Source organism: Agreia sp. VKM Ac-1783 (assembly GCF_900177765.1).
Classification (GTDB): domain Bacteria; phylum Actinomycetota; class Actinomycetes; order Actinomycetales; family Microbacteriaceae; genus Agreia.
On sequence record NZ_FXWI01000002.1, the window covers coordinates 984,779 to 1,002,356 of the forward strand.

The following is a 17,578-nucleotide window of genomic DNA, read 5'->3' on the forward strand; positions in this document are numbered from 1 at the left end:
AAACCGCTTTTCTCAGGTCGACGATGAACTGACGTGTTTGGTCGTGACGTGCACGTTCCCACAACTGTATGCGCTTACAGTTTGCAAGCGCAAGCCCGCGACGTGCAGCTTCGCGAACCTTCGGCGAACCCGAAGCGAACCCTACGGACAGCTCTCTCGCAGCACGACCTGCACTGGAAGCACGAGCGAGCGAGCGTCCATCGAGGGGTCATCGAGACGAGCGGTGAGCGCCTGAATGGCGGCACGGCCGAGCTCCACCATCGGCTGGTGCACGGTGGTGAGGCGCGGCGACGAGTGCCTCCCCGCCGTGATCCCGTCGAATCCGGTGACCATCACGTCGTCCGGAACGCCGATAGACCGGCGCCCCATCGCATCCAGGACGCCCAGCGCCGTCTGGTCGTTCGAGCAGACGATCGCGTCGGGAAGCGGGTCGATGCCCAACGCGATCTCGCGCCCCCTGGCCCTGCTGAAGTCGCCGCGGATGAGTTCGACGGTCACGCCGGCTACCCCGTCGACGGCCGCTCTGAATCCCTGAAGTCGCTCGGCATCGTCGGGCGAGTCCTCGGGGCCGGCGATGTACAGCAGGCGCCTGGCCCCCGCGCCCAGAACGTGCTCGGTCATCGCGCGCATCCCTGGAGCGTTGTTGACACTCACGTGATCGAACTCGTCCGTTCCGCGCGTCGCCGCGAGGACGACAACGGGGATGCGCCGGGCCACATGCGTGAGCAGCTCGTCGGGCACGGTGCGCGCGAGCACGGCCAGACCGTCGACCCGCCCGGCGATGTCGTTGACGATCGCCTCGCGCGACGCCCCACGACCGGCAGCCACCATCAGCGCGAATCCTCGTCGCCAGGCCTCGATCTCTGCTCCGCGCAGCACCTCGTCGAAGTAGAAGTTGTTCGTCTCGGGTTCTGTCGTCGGGTCGTCACGCACGGTCGTGACCCCACCGGATGCCGCGACAAGCTGGCCCTCGGATCCCGCCACGTCGTCGTGGCCGGGAAAAAACAGCCCGATCACGTTCGTTCGCCGGGCCGCGAGCCCGCGCGCATTCGCGCTGGGAACGTAGCCGAGGTGACGCACGGCCTCGAGCACACGCTCTCTGGTCTGCTCCTTGACCGAATCGGGGCTGCGTAGAACCCGCGACACGCTGGCGATCGATACGCCCGCGCGCTCGGCCACGTCATAGACGGTAGGCGCTTTGGCCATTCTCGCTTCCCTCCCTCGTCGCCCTCTAGTCTGCACGACGGGCGCGCAGACGACCGTCGTCGATAATGGTCGAATGCCCACTTCTCCCCTTGTGACCCTGTCCGACGGCCGCGCCATCCCTCAGCTCGGGTTGGGCGTGTACAAGGTGTCAGACGCCGAGGCGACGGATGCCGTGGCTCACGCCCTCGAGGCCGGTTACCGACACATCGACACGGCCGCGTTCTACGAGAACGAGGTCGGCGTCGGGCAGGCGGTGCGAGCCGGTGACGTTCCGAGGCACGAGGTCTTCGTCACGTCGAAGGTGTGGCAGAACGACCACGGATACGACGAGACCCGTCGTGCGTTCGACACGAGCCTCGAGAAACTCGGCTTCGACTACCTCGATCTCTATCTGATCCACTGGCCCGCACCGCGGCAGAACCGCTACGTCGAGACCTGGCGGGCGCTCGAGAGTCTGAAGGCCGACGGAGTCGTGCGCTCGATCGGCGTATCGAACTTCCACCCGCACCACCTCGAGAGGCTCGCCCGGGAGGGCGGAGAGACGCCCGTGATCAACCAGGTAGAGCTGCATCCGTGGCTTCAGCAGGCAGGCGTGCGCGAGTACGACGCCGCGCACTCGATCGCGACCGAGGCGTGGTCGCCGTTGGCCCGGGGGCGCATCCTCGACGACCCCACGCTGGCCGCGCTGGCCGCGAAGCACGACCGCTCAGCGGCGCAGATCGTGCTGCGCTGGCAGCTCGACCTCGGCAACATCGTCATTCCGAAATCGATCACGCCCGAACGAATCCGCGAGAACATCGACGTCTTCGATTTCGCGCTCGACGATGACGACCGCGCTCGCATCGCTGCGCTCGACAGCGGGCAGCGCACCGGAAAAGACCCCGACGACCTCGGCTGACGCTCGGATCAGGTCAGGTCGTCGACGTGCAGATGGGTGCAGGTGTCGGCGAAGTCGTGGAAGTTCGCGAAATCGGGCTCATCTCCGGAATTGATGCGGCACTGGCGCTGACCGAGGCCTGAGCCGGAGGGCATCACCTGGTCGAGCACCGCGATCAGGCGCAGCGAATTGTCGTCTGCTCCCGAGAGGCCCTGACCGGCGAGCGCGTTGAAGTCCACAGCGTGGCCTCCCCCGCCCACGTAGTGCGCCGAATAGATGCCGGCGCCCTCGATCTGGCCGGTGCACTTGCGGTTGATGTCGCTCACACCGGCTGAGCCGAAGGTACGCACGGCCACGACGATCGCCGCGAGGATCTGCGTGTCGATGCCGCAGTTCTGCACGGAATCGCCGGCTGCGATCCACTCGATCTCCTGGAGGTGGTCGGGCTGGGCGCCCGTCAGACGACCGGCTTGGATGTCTCCGACCAGTTCCAGCGCGAGCGTGCGTGCGTCGTCCGAGATGGGCGCTCCCGGCGCGGAACCGGCCTGCGCGGCTGCTGCCGCTGCCGCGGCTGCCGCGGCCTCCGCGGCCGCGATGCCTGCCTGGTAGTCGGCCTCCGTGGTCGCGACGTTCTGGGTGAGCGAGGCGAGTTGCGCTTGCAGCTCGGACTCGTGGGCCGACTGCGCGTTCACCGCACTGACCGCGGCCTTCTGGGCAGCGAGGGCGTCGGCGAGCGACGTCGACGCCGTATTCGCCAGCGCCGTCAATGCGTCCTTCGCGACCTGGGCCTGGTCACTCATCGCGGCAGCGTCGTTGCTCTGCGTCTTCGCAGTGGCATAGACACCGGAGACGGTCTCGCTGAGCTTGCTCAACGACCCCAGCTTGCCCAGCAGGTCGTCGCTCTCACCCGAGGAGCTGGTCAGCAGCATCGACGAGACGTCTTCGCCACCGCCGAGCCGGGCGAATTGCGCCGCGAGCTGCGCGGCCTGCTTCTTCGACGCATCCGCCGACGCCTGTAGACCGGCTGCGCGATCGGCCAGCGAATCGGCCGTCTTCTGACCGTCTTCGAGAGCCTTCTGAGCCTTCTCGTTGAGCGTCCATTTCTCGTTGGCCTGCTGCTCGGCCGCGGACGCCTCGTCTTTCAGCTGCGCGAGCAGCTGGGTGATCTGATCGACCTCCGCCTGCTTCGCCGATTCGCTGGCCTTCGCAGCCTGCACGTCGTCCCACGAAGGGTAGTCGTCGGCCCGTGCGGCTGCGCCGCCCGACAGTGTGGTCGCGCCGACAATCGCGGCGACGACCAGGGCCGTGATCGTGTTGTTCGTACGACGTGCTCTACTCACCGATGTCCTCGTTCTGTTGGGCCGCCTACGAAAGTAGCCCCGAGGTCGCGAGCATCGACGCAGCAACACGCCACCGGCGCGTCACCCACGGCAACTTGTCACCAGCGCCCGTGCACGGCCTCGCGGAAGTATCGGTCGTAGATGTCGTTCACGCCGTCTTCGAAGGCCTCGCCGAGGAAGCCGACCGACCCGGCCGCGGCGTTCGCTCGTGCCTGGGCCACGCTGCGGGCGCCCGGGATGACCGAGCTGACCCCGGGCCGCGAGGCGACCCATGCCAACGCGGCGGCGGCGGGGGTCGTTCCATCGGGAACGAGCGCGGCGAACTCGCGAGCAGCTGCCACACCGGCCTCGAAATCGACGCCGGAGAAGGTCTCGCCCACGTCGAAGGCGCTGCCATCGCGGTTGTAGTTGCGGTGGTCGTCTGCCGCGAACACGGTGTCGGCCGAGTACCGGCCGCTGAGCAGACCGGATGCCAGCGGAACCCGCGCGATGATGCCCACGCCGGCCTCGATGGCCGCGGGAAGCACGGCGTCGAGCGGCTTCAGGCGGAACGCGTTGAGGATGATCTGCACTGTCGCGGTGCCCGGCCGAGCGATGGCCGCGAGCGCTTCGTCGCACGTCTCGACGCTGACCCCGTAGTTGGCGATGACCCCGTCGTCGATGAGGGTGTCGAGCGCGTCGTACACGGCGTCCGAGCTGAACACCGCAGTCGGCGGGCAGTGCAGCTGCACCAGGTCGAGCGTCTGCACGTTCAGGTTGCGCCTCGATCGGTCGGTCCACTCCCGGAACTTCTCGAGCGTGAAGTTCGCGGGGTCCTGCGCCTCCCGCCGACCCATCTTCGTGGCGACCGTGACCTCGCTGTCGGGATGCGCCTCGAGGTACTCGCCGATCAGCTGTTCGCTTCGTCCGTCTCCGTAGACATCAGCGGTATCGAAGAAGGTGACGCCCGACTCCACTGCAGCGTCGAGAACCGCGTGGGCCTCGGCGGCGCTCACGTCACCCCAATCCGCTCCGAGCTGCCAGGTGCCGAGTCCGATGCTCGATACGGTTCGTCCAGTGCGTCCGAGGGTGCGGTATTCCATGCCTCGAGCCTAGGCGCTCGGCCTGAGGTGAGAACCGTAACGACGCGATAACGAGACAGTAACCATCGCATCTCGCTCACTCTGCTCGCAGCCAACCGTCCCTAGCGTGAGCGTCATGAAGAGATACGCGCTCACCGTCGTCGCGACCGCCGCCGCCGTCCTGCTGCTCGCGGGGTGCTCGAGTTCGTCGGGAGCGTCGTCTCCCTCAGAGGGAGGACGGCCAGCGCCGATAGCTCCGCAACAGGAGAAGTCGGCGCCGGGCGGGGCCGAAGACAGCGCTGTATCGGCAGACGCGCAGGTCGTGACCACAGGCTGGGTCTCTCTCAGCGTGGACGACCCGAGCGCGGCGAGCGCATCGGCAGTGGCCGTCGTCGAGAAGCACGGCGGGCACGTCGACAATCGATCAGAGTGGGCTGGAACGGATTCCGAGTCCGCCAGCGCCGAACTCACGATCCGCGTTCCCGAAGACAAGATCACGGCGGCCCTCGACGATCTGAAGAAACTCGGCACCGTCGATTCCGCGTCGATCTCGTCGACAGACGTCACGGCCCAGACCACCGATCTGGATGCCCGCATCACGGCCATGCAGGGATCGGTCGACCGCCTGCTCGACCTGATGGCCGCAGCAACCGACATCGATGACCTGATCACGCTCGAGTCCGCGATCTCCACCCGTCAGGCCGACTTGGATTCCCTGAAGTCGCAACGCGACCTGCTGGGCGACCAGGTCGCCTACTCGACGATCGATCTGCAGTTGCACACTGCCGGGTCGATTCGTCCGGGTGCGCCGAAGGACTTCTGGGGCGGACTCGTCGTCGGCTGGAACTCGCTCGTCGCCGCCCTCAACGGCTCGCTCGTGGCACTCGGGGTCGCCCTGCCCTGGCTGCTCGTGCTGGCGGTGCTTGCGGTGATCACGCTCGTGATCGTTCGCACGGCCACCCGACGCAAGGCGCCCACCCCTCCGGCCTCCTGATTCATCACCGGGGTTCGATAGCATGGCGACCGCGCCCCCGTTCGGGAGGGCGCCGCCTCATGCGAAGGAGCCCGCCCGTGTCTGATTCGTCCGCGATCGTCGAAGAACCTCGCATCCACAAGGGTCTGGCCGGTGTCGTCGTCGACACGACGGCCATCTCCAAGGTCAACCCCGAGACCAACTCGCTGCTCTATCGTGGCTACCCGGTTCAGGAGCTGGCCGCGCTGTGCTCCTTCGAGCAGGTCGCGTACCTCCTGTGGCACGGCGAACTGCCCACCGACGAGCAGCTCGCGGAGTTCGAGCGCGTGGAACGCGCGCAGCGTGCTCTGCCCGTCGCCGTTCGTCGCATCATCGACGATTTGCCTCTCACGGCGCATCCGATGGACGTGCTGCGCACGGCCGTGAGCGTCATCGGCGCGAGCGACCCCCGGGCATCCGATGATTCGCCCGAGGCCGACCTCGAGAAGGCGATCGGGCTCTACGCGAGAATCCCCGCGATCGTGGCGTACGACCAGAGGCGCCGTCATGGCGACGACGTCGTCGAGCCGCGCGACGACCTGGGCTACTCGGCGAACTTCCTCCACATGACCTTCGGCGATGTTCCCGAGTTGGTCGTGGTCGATGCGTTCGACGTCTCGATGATCCTGTACGCGGAACACTCCTTCAATGCATCGACCTTCACGACCCGGGTCATCACCTCGACCCTCGCCGATCTGTACTCGGCCGTCGTCGGAGGAATCGGGGCACTGAAGGGCCCCCTGCACGGCGGTGCCAACGAGGCCGTGATGCACACGTTCGACGAGGTCGGCAGGGCCGATAAGGCTGCGGCGTGGCTCGACACAGCACTCGCCGAAAAGCGCAAGATCATGGGGTTCGGCCACCGTGTCTACAAACATGGCGACTCGCGAGTGCCCACGATGAAGACCAGTCTCGACGCCCTCCTCGAGCACTACGACCGCCCCGATCTCGGCGCCCTCTACGACGCACTCGAGACCGCCATGACGGCGCGCAAGAACATTCTGCCGAACCTCGACTACCCGTCGGGTCCGGCCTATCACCTCATGGGCTTCGACACCGAGACGTTCACGCCGCTCTTCGTCGCGAGTCGCATCGTGGGCTGGACCGCGCACATCATGGAGCAGCGCGCCTCGAACTCATTGATCAGGCCGCTGAGCACCTACTCCGGTCACGACGAGCGGCACGTCGAGGGCTGATTCAGAACGCGACGTCTGGATGCTGCCGCAGCCAGAGTGTTCGTCGCAGCTCGAGATCCCGGGTCACCCCGTCGTCGACGACGGCGGGGTCGATCCGGCCTGACTCCACGGCGCCGACGACGGCGGAGATCGTCGCGTCGATGTTGCCCGGCGTCACGTAGAGGAGCAGGTCGTTGCCCGCCGCCACTGCCCGGATGGCGTTCTCGTCGGGATTCGCGTATTCGGGAAGACCCGTCGCCTCGAGCATGCCCATGTCGTCGGTCACCGTCACGCCGGTGAAACCCAGTTCGTCGCGCAGGATCGAGTGCCAGGTCGAGGACAGACTCGCCGGCTGCGGGTCGACGGGGGTGTAGGCCAGATGACCGAACATCACGAGTTCGGCGCCGGCATCGATGCCGGCCTGAAATGACGGGGCATCCCTGGCACGCCATTGGGTCTGATCGATGTCGATCTGCGGCACGCTGATGTGCGAATCATCCGCCGACTCTCCATGCCCCGGAAAGTGCTTGAGGGTGCTGAAGACCCGCGCCTTCTCGCCGGCAACCGCCGCCGCGACCTTCGGTGATGCCGACGCGGCATCCGGTCCGAGCACACGGTCGAAGATGAAGGAGTCAGGGTCTGGCGTCACATCGGCCACGATGCCGAAGTTGATCGAGATCCCGACCTGGTCCAGCAGCGTCGATCTTCCGGTGAAGGCGTCGCGCGTCGCAGACTCGGGCTCCGCAGCGAGGCTGTCAGCGCCGGCGAAACCGTCGTAGGGAAGCCGGGTCACGTCGCCACCCTCTTCGTCGACCGCGATCAGCGGGGCGAGGCCGTCGCCCGAGGCGACCCCACCTGTCAGCGCGGCGAGCTCCTCGGGCGTCGCCGGGATGTTGTCGCCCATGAGGATCAGTCCACCGAGGCCTCGTGACGTCACCGTCGTCTGCCATGCTGCACCGTCGAGACCGGGCGCCCGAACGATGAACATCGAGGCGACCTTCTGCTCGAGTGTCATGGTGTGGAGGCGAACCGAGGCGTACTGCGCCGTCATCTCCTCGACGGAGGGCGGCGGAGCCGGCGTCGCTTCTGCGGTCTCGGTCGGGGTGGGAGCCGGTGCCGCCTGCTCGGCATCAGACGCGGCGCACGATGTCAGGAGCAGGCTGAGGCAGACGATCGCGCAAGAAGCCGCGCGTCTACGACGCACGGTAGGCCCGCGACAGCGCCACGTAGTTGCTTCCGTTCGCTCGAATGCCCTCACGCTCGTCGGCGGAGAGTTCGCGTCGAACCTTCGCCGGCACCCCCGCCGCGAGCGATCCGTCTGGGATGACGGTGCCCTCGAGCACGACTGCTCCAGCGGCGATGAGGCAGTTCGATCCGACCACGGCTCCGTTCAAGACCGTGGCATTCATACCCACGAGGCTGTCATCTCCGATCGTGCACCCGTGCAGAACGGCTCCGTGGCCCACGCTCACTCCGTGCCCGACCCTGGTCGGAAAATCCGGGTCGGCGTGCACGACGACGTTGTCCTGCAGATTGCTGCGCTGCCCCAGCGAGATCTCCGAGGAGTCGCCCCTCACAACGGCCCCGAAGAACACGCTGCTCTCGGCACCGACCGTCACTCTCCCGATGAGCGTGCTGGTCGGAGCTATCCAGGCACTGTCCGCCACTCGCGGAGAGTGCTCACCGAAGGTGATGATGCTCACTGGGCTACCGGGCCGAGAAGGGAGTTCGCGACGGTGGAGTGGGCGGATTCGTCGTCTGACGGGTGGAACATACCCGCCAGTACATCACGGTAGAGGCGCCCGAGCTCGCTGGAGTTCGACATCGCCGAGCCGCCGGTGACCCTGATCGCCTGATCGACGACGACCCGCGCCGTCTCCGTCGCACGCACCTTGAGCCCGACCAGCTTCGCGAACCAGCGGGCGCCGTGGTCGACGACCCCGTCGACGTCGCGCGCCATCCGATCGATCTGCGGCTCGAGCGCGTCGAGCGCGATGCCGGCCTCGGCGACCCTGCGCCGAATGTCGGGGTCGGATGCATAGGGTCGGCCGCCCGACTTCAGGCTCGTTCTGCGGTGGGCCGCCTCCACCGCGAGCTCGAGGGCTCGGTCGGCGATGCCTGCGTAGACGGACGCGACGAGGATCTCGAAGTTCGCGAAGATCGCAAAGACCAGCGGGTCGGCGCTCGGCCCCGGAGCGATGCGCCGGAACACCCGGTCGGCCGGCGCCGTGACCCCCTCGAGGATCGTGGTGTGGCTCTGCGTCGCGCGCATTCCGAGCGTGTCCCAATCGTCTTCTATTCGGTAGCCGTCAGCCGCGCGGTCGATGAAGGCGTGAACGAGCTGGGGCGCATCCGCGCTCGAGTCGTCGCGACCGAAGACGCCGAGCCGGGTCCACACCGGCGACAGCGAGGTGAAGATCTTGCGGCCTGTGAAGGAGTACGAGCCGTCGGAATGCCCGTCTGCTCGAGTGCGGGAGTCGAGCAGCACGAGGTCGTTGCCCGCCTCGCTGTTTCCGAAAGCGAAGATCTCACCGGCGGCTGCCTCGTCGAGTACGAAGGCGAGCGATTCGTCACCGCGATCGAGCAAGGTCTTCGCGACGCCGGTCCAGACGAGGTGCATGTTGATCGCGAGCGCGGTCGCGGGCGCGGCAGCCGCGAGGCGCCGTTGTTCGCGGGCGACATCGTAGAGACCGAGACCCAGTCCGCCGCGTGCCGTGGACGCGAAGAGCCGGAGGTATCCGAGTTCGGTCAGATCGGCCAGATCCTCGTGCGGAAAGGCGTTGTCACGGTCGTAGCCCGCGGCGCGAGAACGGATGCGTTCGATCACGTCGTCGGGGATCAGCGGGGAGTACACCGCCCCCACATTACGCCCGGCGCTTCTTCGCGGTGGACGGTTCTTTCTTGGCGGCGGGCTTCTGTGCAGCGGCGGTCTTCTTCGCGGCGGGCTTCTTCTTCGGCGCAGGCTTCTTCTTCGCGGCGTTTCGCTCGACACTGCGCCGCAGTGCTTCCATGAGGTCGATGACCTCACCGCCGGTCTGCTTCTCCGGCTGCTCGCCGAACGTCGCATCGGTATCGAGCGCTTCTCCCTGCTCGAGCTTGGCGTCGATGAGCGTGCGGAGCTGCTCCTGGTAGTCGTCGGTGAAATCCTCGGGCGAGAAGTCGCTGGCGAAGCTGTCGACGAGAGCGCTCGACATGTCGAGTTCTTTGGCCGTGATGCGCACGCGTTCGTCGAGCGCTGGGAATGAGGCCTCTCGCACCTCGTCTGACCAGAGCAACGACTGCAGCATGAGCACGTCTCCGTGCACGCGCAGAGCGCCGAGGCGAGTCTTCTGCCGCAGGGCGAAGTGCACGATCGCGGTGCGGTCGGTCTGCTCGAGCGTGCGCCGGAGCAACACATACGACTTGGCGCTCGACGAGTCGGGTTCGAGAAAGTAGCTGCGGTCGAGCATGATCGGATCGATCTGCTCGCTCGGAACGAACTCGACCACGTCGATCTCGCGACTCTTCTCTTCGGGCAGGCTCGACAGGTCGTCGCCGGTCAGCACGACCGTGCGCTCACCGTCGTCGAACGCCTTGTCGATGTGGGCGTAGTCCACGATCTTGCCGCAGATCTCGCAGCGCCTCTGGTAGCGGATGCGCCCGCCGTCTTCGTCGTGCACCTGGTGCAGCGCGATGTCGTGATCCTCTGTGGCCGCATAGACCTTGACGGGCACGTTCACCAGGCCGAATGTGACGGCACCTTTCCAGATCGCTCTCATACACCCGAGTGAACTCCTCTCGGCGCGCAAGCACTAGCCCTTGACCCCGGCGCGTGCCGAGAATGTCAGCATGAGCGCGACGAAACAGGTGGTGTCCGTGGGCGGGCAGCGACTCACCCTGACCAATCTCGACAAAGTGCTGTATCCCGAGACGGGAACAACGAAAGGCGAGGTACTGGACTATTACGCGTCCATCGCTCCCGTTCTCATTCCGCACGCTCGCGACAGACCTGCGACGCGCAAGCGGTGGGTCAACGGCGTCGGCACCGCGGAGCATCCGGGCGAGATGTTCTTTCAGAAGAACCTCGACGACGGCACACCCGACTGGGTGACCCGGGGCACGATCGAGCACAAGAACCACGCGAACGACTACCCGCTCGTCAACAATCTGGCCACGCTCACCTGGCTCGGCCAGATCGCGGCGCTCGAGATCCACGTGCCTCAATGGAGGTTCGCTCGAACGGGTGAGCAGAAGAACCCCGATCGCCTCGTGCTCGACCTCGACCCCGGCGAGGGCGCCGGTCTGCCGGAATGCGCGGAGGTCGCCCGCCTCGCCCGCGAGATCCTGCGCGACATGGGTCTCGACCCCATGCCCGTCACGAGCGGGTCGAAAGGCATCCACCTCTATGCAGCCCTCGACGGCAAACAGACCTCCGACGAGGTATCGGCCGTGGCTCACGAGCTCGCCCGCGCCCTCGAGGCGGCTCACCCCGACCTCATCGTCAGCGACATGAAGAAGGAGCTGCGTGCCGGAAAGGTGCTCGTCGACTGGAGCCAGAACAACGGATCGAAGACGACGATCACCCCGTATTCCCTGCGCGGCCGATCGCATCCGATGGTAGCGGCGCCCCGGACCTGGCGTGAGTTGGCGAGTCCCTCGCTGGCACAGCTCGATTTTCGCGAGGTACTGAGGCGGGTGAAACGCCGAGGCGATCCGCTGGCCGACCTGGTCAAGGGTCACCTCGATGCACTCGAACCGACGGCCGACCGACTGGCCACCTATCGGCGCAAGCGCGACGCGTCGAAGACTCCAGAGCCCGTGCCGAGCGAAGCGGCCGAGCCCACTGAGGGGCAGTCGTTCGTGATCCAGGAACACCACGCCAGGCGACTGCACTACGACTTCCGCCTCGAGCACGATGGGGTGCTCGTGAGCTGGGCCCTGCCGAAGGGGGTGCCCACGTCCGGGAAGCAGAACCACCTGGCCGTGCAGACCGAGGACCACCCGCTCGCCTATGGTTCGTTCGAGGGCACCATCCCGGCCGGAGAATACGGCGGCGGCGAGGTGACGATCTGGGATGCCGGAACGTACGAGCTCGAGAAGTGGCGCGACGGAAAAGAGGTGATCGCGACGCTGACGGGCACGAAGCCGACCGGCCTCGGCGAGCCGCGCAGATTCGCCCTCATCCACACGGGCGGCGCGGGCCGGGCCGAGAACAACTGGCTCATCCACCTGATGGATCCTGCGCAGCCGACCGCGTCGCCCTCGTCCGCTCCTGCAACGGATTCCCGGCGCTCGGCATCCTCCGACCGCTCCGTCTCGCCGATGCTCGCCACCCTGGGCACCAAGCAGACCGTTCTCGCCGACGACTCCCCCGCCGGCTGGGCGTTCGAGATGAAATGGGATGGCATCCGTGCGATCGCCCGGATGCGCGATGGCGAAGTCCGGCTCACGAGCCGGAACGGCAACGACCTCACGCGCAGCTTCCCCGAAATCGCCGAGGCCGTGGCGCACGCGGTCGACGGAGCCACAGACTGCGTGCTCGACGGCGAGATCGTCGCGCTCGATGCGCGAGGGCGCCCTGATTTCGGACGCCTGCAGGGCCGGATGAAGCTCACGAAGAAAGCCGAGGTCGAGCGGGCGATCTCCTCGACCAGGGCGCACTATTTCGTCTTCGACGCGCTCGAGCGAGGTAGCGAGTCGCTGAGCTCCCACGAATACGACGAGAGGCGCGCGGCGCTGGAGGAGATCGTCACGGCCGACACGACGTCGCTCGTGCAGGTTCCTCCCGCCTACGAAGGCGACCTCGACGAGGCCCTCGCCGCGAGCGCAGAGCTCCGCCTGGAGGGCGTCGTGGCCAAGAAGCGCGATTCGACGTATCGGTCAGGCAAGAGATCGTCGGCCTGGATCAAGCTCAAGTTGCACAAGACTCAGGAGGTCGTGGTCGTGGGATGGAGACCCGGGGCAGGGCGGCGGGCGAACACGATCGGTTCGCTGCTCGTCGCCGTGCCTCGAGACGGCGAGCTCCGCTACGCGGGCCGGGTCGGAACGGGTTTCAGCGAGCGGGATCTCGCGGACCTGGCCACGCGATTCACCCGTCTGGAGCGAAAGACGTCGCCGGCGACCGACGTACCAGCGGCAGATGCCCGCGATGCGCATTGGATCACGCCGTCCCAGGTCGGGGAGGTCGAGTTCGCGGAGTGGACGTCGACGGATCGGCTCCGCCAGCCCGTCTGGCGAGGGTGGCGCACCGACAAGAATCCGGCAGATGTCGTGGTCGAAGAGCCGCGTCCCGCGTAGACCCCTAAAATCGATCCATGACCACGCCCCTCGACGCAGCATCGCTGGTCGTGGAGCTCCTCTCCTGGATCGGCCTCGGCCTCGGCATACCGCTGCTCGTCGCCGGCTACGTGCGGAGGCTCGCCTTCAGCGGCTGGACTGAGACGATGGCCGTCATCGTCGCTCGTCACCCGATTCCGGATGCTCCGGGCGACGACGTCGACGAGCCGCACGTCTTCCGATGGCTGGGCGACGACGGCCACCTCTACGAGCTTCCCGCGGATACCGAGGAGACGGCCCATCTGGTTGAGGGCGACGACGTCACGGTGTTCGTCAACCCTCGGCGCCCCGAGCAGGCTCGCACCGACCCCGCCCACCGCGAGGGACATCTGCTGAGGCTTCTCGGCTACATCTTCGCGGGCGTCGGAGTGGTCAGCGTGGTGCTCTCGATCGTGATCGCCGTCATCGAATAGGGCTTCTCGGCTGATCGAGCGTCACTGCTCGAAACGCGCGGCAGGAATGTCGTCGAGGGCGTATCGGATGCGCGTGCGCATGTCGAGAGACATCTCCGGCAACTCGTGCAGCGCGAACCAGCGGGCCTCGGTGTTCTCGCCGTCTGCAGGATAGGGATCACCCGAGACGTAGCGCATGCGGAACGTGAGATCGAGGTACTCGGACTGGTCGCCGTTGTCGTAGGTCAGCATCGGCAGCGTGTGCACCCACGAGAGACGCTCGGCCACGGCGACCACACCGGCCTCCTCGAGAACCTCGCGAGCGGCCGCCGTCGCGGGCTGCTCGCCCGGATCGATGATGCCGGTGACAGGGGTCCAGGCTCCGTTGTCGGAGCGTCGAACCATCAGCACGCTGTCGTCGCGCGTGACGACAGCGGTGATTCCAGAGAGCCACAGCGGAGCGTGACCGATCTTCTCGCGCAGGGCCAGTACGAAATCAGGAGTCGCCATAAGACGAGACTATGGCGCCAAGCGGCCGCGGGTAGAATCGTTCGGTTATGACAGACCTGCCGAACGATCACGAAGCGCCGCCCGCCGGCTTCACTGCCGACGAACTAGAGGTGACCCTTCGGGTGCTGGCACAGCTGCACACGCTCGAGCAGGAGCATCCTGATTTCGTGGCCGTGCGCCGAGCGACCGCCAAGATGTTCAAGGCCGTCAAGAACCACGGCCGCCAGGAGAAGCGCGCGCGCATCGCTGCCGCCGACCGGGCCGTCGTCGCGGCGACCGCGACGGGCGCGTCCGATCGCATCGACGACGAGACCCGCGGCATCCCTCTTGCCACGACCATCGAGACACCGACCGCGGGTACCTTGCTCAAGTCGCGGGCCTGCTACATCTGCAAACAGCACTACACGCTGGTCGATGCGTTCTACCACCAGCTGTGCCCCGACTGCGCGGCCATGAGCCACCAGAAACGGGATGCCCGCACCGACCTCACCGGAAAGCGCGCGCTCCTCACCGGTGGTCGGGCGAAGATCGGCATGTACATCGCCCTGCGCCTGCTGCGCGACGGAGCCCACACGACGATCACGACGCGCTTTCCTCGCGATGCCGTTCGTCGCTTCTCCAGCCTGCCCGACGCATCAGAGTGGGTGCACCGGCTGAAGGTCGTGGGAATCGATCTCAGGGATCCGGCGCAGGTGATCGCCCTCGCCGACGCCGTCGCCGCCGAGGGCCCCCTCGACATCCTCATCAACAACGCCGCCCAGACGGTGAAGCGCTCCCCCGGCTCCTACGCGCCCCTGACAGATGCCGAGCTCGAGCCGCTGCCGACCGACAGGCCGCTTCCCGAACTCGTGACCTTCGGCCACACGAACGACGCGCATCCGCAGGCCTTGGCCGCCTCGGTCGCGGCGCACCCGATTCTGGGATCGACCGCGCTCGTGGCCGACAAGCTCACGGCATCGGAGCTCACGAGCCTGGCCATGGCACCCGGCTCGAGCTCGCTCGATCGCCTCGCCGCGGGCACTGCGATCGACGCCGGCGGATTGGTTCCAGACCTGCACGACGTGAACAGCTGGACCCAGAACGTCGAGCACGTCGACCCGCTCGAGATGCTAGAAGTGCAGCTCGCCAACACGACGGCGCCGTTCATCCTCGTGAGCCGACTGCGCCCGGTGATGGCCGCATCCACAGCGCGCCGCAAGTACATCGTCAACGTCTCCGCCATGGAGGGGCAGTTCGGTCGTCGATACAAGGGCCCCGGGCACCCGCACACCAACATGGCGAAGGCGGCCATGAACATGCTCACGCGCACGAGCGCCGGCGAGATGCTCGAGTCCGACGGAATCCTGATGACGAGTGTCGACACGGGCTGGATCACGGACGAGCGGCCGCATCCCACCAAGGTGCGCCTGGCGGAAGAAGGCTTCCACGCCCCGCTCGACCTCGTAGACGGGGCCGCACGGGTCTACGACCCGATCGTTCAGGGTGAGGCGGGAGAAGACCTGCACGGGGTCTTTCTCAAGGACTACAAGCCCGCAGCCTGGTAGGCGCGGGCGTCGACGGAGCTGCTAGGCCCGGTCGAGCCAGCGCAGAACGCTCATGGGCACGAACACGGCGGCCGACGACAGCAGTACACCGCCGACGAAGACCTCAGCGAGGAATCCGCCGTCTCCGGGGAACGCGTATGCCATCACAACCATCCCGGCGACGAAGGCTGCCAGGCACAGGACGAAGACGATGACTCTCATGAAAACAACTACCGTTCGATCGTGGCGGCGCGTAGGCGCCGAGTGAAGAAGACTGTGCACCCAGACTATCGCGAGGCCGGGTCGCCCGGCTCCCTCAACTCACGTCGCAGAATCTTGCCGACGTTGGTCTTGGGCAGCTCGTCGCGGAACACGATGTACTTGGGTCGCTTGTAGCCGGCCAGGCGGTCTTTCAGATAGCCCCGGATGTCCGCCTCGGTCAGCGACGGATCCTGCCGAACCACGAACAGCTTGACGGTCTCGCCCGAGTGTTCGTCGTCGACACCGATGACGCCCGCCTCTTTGACGCGAGGATCGCTGAGGACAGCCTCCTCGACCTCGGCCGGGTACACATTGAAACCACCGACGACGATCATGTCTTTCATGCGGTCCACGATGGTCACGTAGCCGTCGGCATCCATGATCGCCACGTCGCCGGTGTGCAGCCAGCCGTCGGGGCCGATCGCCTTGGCCGACTCCTCGGGCTTGTTCCAGTACCCCTTCATGACCTGGGGGCCGGAGATCACGAGTTCGCCCCGCTCCCCCAGAGGAACCGCCACGTCCTCGTCATCGCGGATCTCGACGTAGGTCGACGGAAGAGGAAGGCCGATCGTTCCGAGACGGGCCGTTCCGACGGTGGGGTTCACCGACACGACAGGCGACGCCTCAGTCAGGCCGTAGCCCTCGACCATCTGCGAGCCCGTGCGACGCTCCCACTCCTCGGCAACCTGTGTGCGCAGCGCCATCCCGCCCGCGACGCTCAGCTTGAGCGGGCCGAAGTCCAGACTGTCGAAGCCCGGCCGGTCGAGCAGGGCCGCGGCGAGCGTGCTCACGAGGATGAGGACGCTCGGCCGGTACTTCGTCACCGTCTTGATGAGCGCGTCGGTCTCTCGAGGGTTCGTGATGAGCACGTTGTGTGCGCCGAAGTGGAAGAAGCCGAGACAATTCACCGTGAGACAGAACACGTGGTAGAGCGGCAGGGCGGCGATGACCGTCTCTGCGCCCTCCTGAAGCGCGACACGGATCGGCCCCATGATCTGGAACTGATTCGCCAGCATGTTGTGGTGTGTCAGCATGGCGGCCTTCGTGCCCCCCGTCGTCCCTCCGGTGTATTGGAGGAAGGCCAGGTCTTCGGGCGCGATGCTCGGGGCGTCGAAGACGAGCTGCGCGCCCCTGCTCAGGGCATCGCGGAACGAGATCGTGCCCGACAGTGAGTGGGCGGGGACCATCTTCTTGACGTACCGCACGGCGAAGTTCGTGAAGGCGCGTTGGGGCAGCGGCAGCAGGTCGCCCACCGACGTCAGAATCACGTGCCGGATGTCTGTGCCACCGATCTCCTGATCGAGCGTCACGGCGAAGTTCTCGAGCACAACAACGGCGACCGCCCCCGAGTCCACGAGGATCGATTTGAGCTCGTGCGCCGTGTAGAGCGGGTTGGCGTTGACGACCACCAGGCCGGCCTTCAGCGCCCCGAACATGGCGACGGGAAACTGCAGGAGGTTGGGCAGCTGGATGACGATGCGATCGCCCGGAACGAGTCCCAGTTCCTTCTGGTAGAAAGCCGCCATCCGATCGGACAGCACGTCGACCTCACGGAATGACAGTGCGTGCCCCATGTTGGAGAACGCGGGCTGGTCGGCGAACTTGGCGCATGTCGCGGCGACGAGCTCCGGGATCGATCGGAATGTGATCTCAGGGATGTCGGAGTCCTGGCCGGGAGGGTAGCTCGCAAGCCAGGGTCGGGCGGACTGGGGATGATTCTCTGCTCTGAGCACCCTACGACTTTACCGGTCTGTCGCGACGGTCGTTGAATGGGTGGTTAAACAGCGAATGGCCACCCCGGTGTGGGGTGACCATTCGTGTAATAGGAGTCCGGCGGTGTCCTACTCTCCCACAAGGTCCCCCTTGCAGTACCATCGGCGCAGAGAGTCTTAGCTTCCGGGTTCGG

At 66.6% G+C, this 17,578-nt stretch carries 16 protein-coding genes and 1 rRNA gene; 6 read left to right on the top strand and 11 right to left on the bottom strand.

Going from position 1 to position 17,578, the window contains the following annotated elements:
* Nucleotides 1-141 precede the first annotated feature (141 nt).
* Nucleotides 142-1,206: a LacI family DNA-binding transcriptional regulator gene (locus CCK87_RS09620; protein WP_086461150.1), complete on the bottom strand. Its 1,065-nt coding sequence runs from the start codon at nucleotides 1,204-1,206 to the stop codon at nucleotides 142-144.
* 73 nt (nucleotides 1,207-1,279) lie between these two features.
* On the opposite strand from CCK87_RS09620, the gene CCK87_RS09625 reads away from it, so the two are divergent.
* Complete coding sequence (locus CCK87_RS09625; RefSeq protein WP_086461151.1) at nucleotides 1,280-2,104, top strand: aldo/keto reductase; 825 nt, start codon at nucleotides 1,280-1,282, stop codon at nucleotides 2,102-2,104.
* Nucleotides 2,105-2,112: 8 nt separating this feature from the next.
* Here CCK87_RS09625 and CCK87_RS09630 read toward each other — a convergent pair whose 3' ends face one another.
* A complete protein-coding gene (locus CCK87_RS09630; RefSeq protein WP_086461152.1) occupies nucleotides 2,113-3,423 on the bottom strand; it encodes a hypothetical protein in 1,311 nt (436 codons plus the stop codon).
* Between the two features lie 98 nt (nucleotides 3,424-3,521).
* A complete protein-coding gene (locus CCK87_RS09635; protein WP_086461153.1) occupies nucleotides 3,522-4,505 on the bottom strand; it encodes an aldo/keto reductase in 984 nt (327 codons plus the stop codon).
* A gap of 115 nt (nucleotides 4,506-4,620) precedes the next feature.
* Between CCK87_RS09635 and CCK87_RS09640 the strand changes: the two genes are divergently transcribed.
* Together CCK87_RS09640 and CCK87_RS09645 are read left to right on the top strand one after the other, a co-directional pair.
* Nucleotides 4,621-5,478 carry a DUF4349 domain-containing protein gene (locus tag CCK87_RS09640; RefSeq protein ID WP_086461154.1) on the top strand — a complete coding sequence of 286 codons (858 nt, stop codon included), beginning with the start codon at nucleotides 4,621-4,623 and terminating at the stop codon, nucleotides 5,476-5,478.
* Between the two features lie 77 nt (nucleotides 5,479-5,555).
* The gene (locus CCK87_RS09645; RefSeq protein ID WP_249273804.1) at nucleotides 5,556-6,692 is read left to right on the top strand and encodes a bifunctional 2-methylcitrate synthase/citrate synthase; all 1,137 of its coding nucleotides are present in this window, start codon (nucleotides 5,556-5,558) and stop codon (nucleotides 6,690-6,692) included.
* A 1-nt stretch (nucleotide 6,693) separates the two neighbouring features.
* Here the strand turns inward: CCK87_RS09645 and CCK87_RS09650 are convergent, their stop codons facing one another.
* The 4 genes from CCK87_RS09650 to CCK87_RS09665 are packed head-to-tail and all read right to left on the bottom strand — an operon-like array spanning nucleotide 6,694 to nucleotide 10,429.
* Nucleotides 6,694-7,875 carry a glycoside hydrolase family 3 N-terminal domain-containing protein gene (locus tag CCK87_RS09650; RefSeq protein WP_140162801.1) on the bottom strand — a complete coding sequence of 394 codons (1,182 nt, stop codon included), beginning with the start codon at nucleotides 7,873-7,875 and terminating at the stop codon, nucleotides 6,694-6,696.
* Nucleotides 7,865-8,338 carry a gamma carbonic anhydrase family protein gene (locus CCK87_RS09655; RefSeq protein ID WP_249273805.1) on the bottom strand — a complete coding sequence of 158 codons (474 nt, stop codon included), beginning with the start codon at nucleotides 8,336-8,338 and terminating at the stop codon, nucleotides 7,865-7,867. Before CCK87_RS09655 ends, CCK87_RS09650 begins: the two co-directional genes overlap by 11 nt.
* Nucleotides 8,339-8,370: 32 nt before the next feature.
* Nucleotides 8,371-9,525, bottom strand: a complete 1,155-nt coding sequence (locus CCK87_RS09660) for an acyl-CoA dehydrogenase family protein (protein ID WP_170927214.1) — start codon at nucleotides 9,523-9,525, stop codon at nucleotides 8,371-8,373.
* A gap of 10 nt (nucleotides 9,526-9,535) precedes the next feature.
* Nucleotides 9,536-10,429 carry a Ku protein gene (locus CCK87_RS09665; protein WP_086461159.1) on the bottom strand — a complete coding sequence of 298 codons (894 nt, stop codon included), beginning with the start codon at nucleotides 10,427-10,429 and terminating at the stop codon, nucleotides 9,536-9,538.
* Nucleotides 10,430-10,499: 70 nt separating this feature from the next.
* On the opposite strand from CCK87_RS09665, the gene CCK87_RS09670 reads away from it, so the two are divergent.
* Together CCK87_RS09670 and CCK87_RS09675 are read left to right on the top strand one after the other, a co-directional pair.
* Nucleotides 10,500-12,947 (top strand): ATP-dependent DNA ligase, encoded by a 2,448-nt coding sequence (locus CCK87_RS09670; protein ID WP_086461160.1) that lies wholly within the window; start codon nucleotides 10,500-10,502, stop codon nucleotides 12,945-12,947.
* A 17-nt stretch (nucleotides 12,948-12,964) separates the two neighbouring features.
* Nucleotides 12,965-13,399, top strand: coding sequence for a DUF3592 domain-containing protein (locus CCK87_RS09675; RefSeq protein WP_086461161.1), 435 nt, complete (start codon nucleotides 12,965-12,967; stop codon nucleotides 13,397-13,399).
* 21 nt (nucleotides 13,400-13,420) lie between these two features.
* On the opposite strand, the gene CCK87_RS09680 is transcribed toward CCK87_RS09675, so the two are convergent.
* Nucleotides 13,421-13,888, bottom strand: a complete 468-nt coding sequence (locus CCK87_RS09680; protein WP_086461162.1) for an NUDIX domain-containing protein — start codon at nucleotides 13,886-13,888, stop codon at nucleotides 13,421-13,423.
* A gap of 47 nt (nucleotides 13,889-13,935) precedes the next feature.
* On the opposite strand from CCK87_RS09680, the gene CCK87_RS09685 reads away from it, so the two are divergent.
* Entirely contained in the window at nucleotides 13,936-15,432 is a 1,497-nt protein-coding gene (locus tag CCK87_RS09685; RefSeq protein WP_086461163.1) for an SDR family oxidoreductase, read from the top strand.
* A 21-nt stretch (nucleotides 15,433-15,453) separates the two neighbouring features.
* On the opposite strand, the gene CCK87_RS09690 is transcribed toward CCK87_RS09685, so the two are convergent.
* From CCK87_RS09690 to rrf, 3 genes are all read right to left on the bottom strand, one after another.
* Nucleotides 15,454-15,633, bottom strand: coding sequence for a hypothetical protein (locus CCK87_RS09690; protein WP_044439183.1), 180 nt, complete (start codon nucleotides 15,631-15,633; stop codon nucleotides 15,454-15,456).
* Nucleotides 15,634-15,698: 65 nt separating this feature from the next.
* Entirely contained in the window at nucleotides 15,699-17,405 is a 1,707-nt protein-coding gene (locus CCK87_RS09695; RefSeq protein ID WP_086461164.1) for an AMP-binding protein, read from the bottom strand.
* 95 nt (nucleotides 17,406-17,500) lie between these two features.
* Nucleotides 17,501-17,578 (bottom strand): 5S ribosomal RNA (gene rrf, locus CCK87_RS09700); the annotation flags it as partial.